This window comes from Bacillus stratosphericus (genome assembly GCF_020524495.1).
GTDB lineage: Bacteria > Bacillota > Bacilli > Bacillales > Bacillaceae > Bacillus > Bacillus stratosphericus_B.
Window position 1 is genome coordinate 1 of sequence record NZ_JAIVLB010000102.1, and the last position, 594, is coordinate 594.

2 tRNA genes and 1 rRNA gene are annotated in these 594 nt (G+C 38.7%); all 3 read left to right on the forward strand.

Annotation, left to right across the window (positions count from 1 at the left end):
• A 5S ribosomal RNA gene (rrf, locus tag LC033_RS17560) occupies positions 1 to 73 on the forward strand; the annotation flags it as partial.
• A gap of 323 nt (positions 74 to 396) precedes the next feature.
• Positions 397 to 469, forward strand: a tRNA-Val gene (locus LC033_RS16680).
• Positions 470 to 507: 38 nt separating this feature from the next.
• Positions 508 to 583: transfer RNA gene (locus LC033_RS16685), tRNA-Thr, on the forward strand.
• The last annotated feature ends 11 nt before the right edge of the window (positions 584 to 594 follow it).

Here is a 594-nt window from a genome sequence, read left to right on the forward strand (position 1 = left end):
ACACGGAAGTTAAGCTCTTCAGCGCCGATGGTAGTTGGGGGTTTCCCCCTGTGAGAGTAGGACGCCGCCAAGCTTTTATAAGGATCAGTTCCAGACGGAACTGGTCTTTTTTGTGTTTTAAGGAATAAAATCTAGAGGATCACTGAAAAAGAAATAAAGAGATAGAGTAGTAGATTGCAAATTCATAGAGGTGTATAACTAAATCTTATTATTTTAATAGATACAGATGACTATACCGTCAAAGGAAAGAGAATATAGAATGGAGTGACTAGACTGAGACTATCATTTGTTAAAAAAATAGGTGATTAAAATGAAATATTTTTTTAATATAGCCTTTACAAATAAGTAAAACCTGTATATAATAATCTTTGTCGGATCGAGAGATTCCTACATAGTGGAGGATTAGCTCAGCTGGGAGAGCATCTGCCTTACAAGCAGAGGGTCGGCGGTTCGAGCCCGTCATCCTCCATCATATTTTATTCTTACATAATGTTAGGATAAGATAAAGCCGGTGTAGCTCAACTGGTAGAGCAACTGACTTGTAATCAGTAGGTTGGGGGTTCAAGTCCTCTTGCCGGCACCACTTTTTTATGG